Origin of the sequence: Janibacter sp. LM (assembly GCF_039631275.1) — a bacterium.
Classification (GTDB): Bacteria; Actinomycetota; Actinomycetes; order Actinomycetales; family Dermatophilaceae; genus Janibacter; species Janibacter terrae.
This window is the reverse complement of sequence record NZ_JBDIVG010000105.1, coordinates 1-332: the sequence shown is the minus strand read 5'-3', so window position 1 is coordinate 332 and position 332 is coordinate 1. Positions and strand designations below refer to the sequence as shown.

The window sequence follows — 332 nt, the reverse complement described above, 5'->3', positions numbered from 1 at the left end:
TATGCGGCCGCGCGGCGTAGGACCTCGTTCTCCTGCTCCAAGAGGCGGATCCGCTTCTTCGCCTCACGCAGCTCGGCGTTCTCACTCGCTGTCGTTCCCGGCTTCACACCGTCCTCGACATCGGCGGTCTTCATCCAGTTCGTCAGGCACGACTCGCTGATGCCGAAGTCGGCAGCGATCTGCTTCAGATGAACGCCCGGCTCACGGTTCCTCGCGACACGAACCACATCGTCGCGGAACTCCTTGGGGTATGGCTTCGGCACAGTGCACATCCTTCCAGCAGCACCCTTGGGCACCACAGATCAGATGTCACCTGATCGTGCAGCAGTCCC

General features: G+C 62.0%; 1 protein-coding gene. It reads right to left on the bottom strand.

Annotated elements, in window-relative coordinates; all coding sequences use genetic code 11:
• A partial coding sequence (locus ABC138_RS17635) for a transposase (protein WP_345914482.1) occupies positions 1-263 on the bottom strand: 263 nt, incomplete at its 3' end.
• Between the last annotated feature and the right edge of the window lie 69 nt (positions 264-332).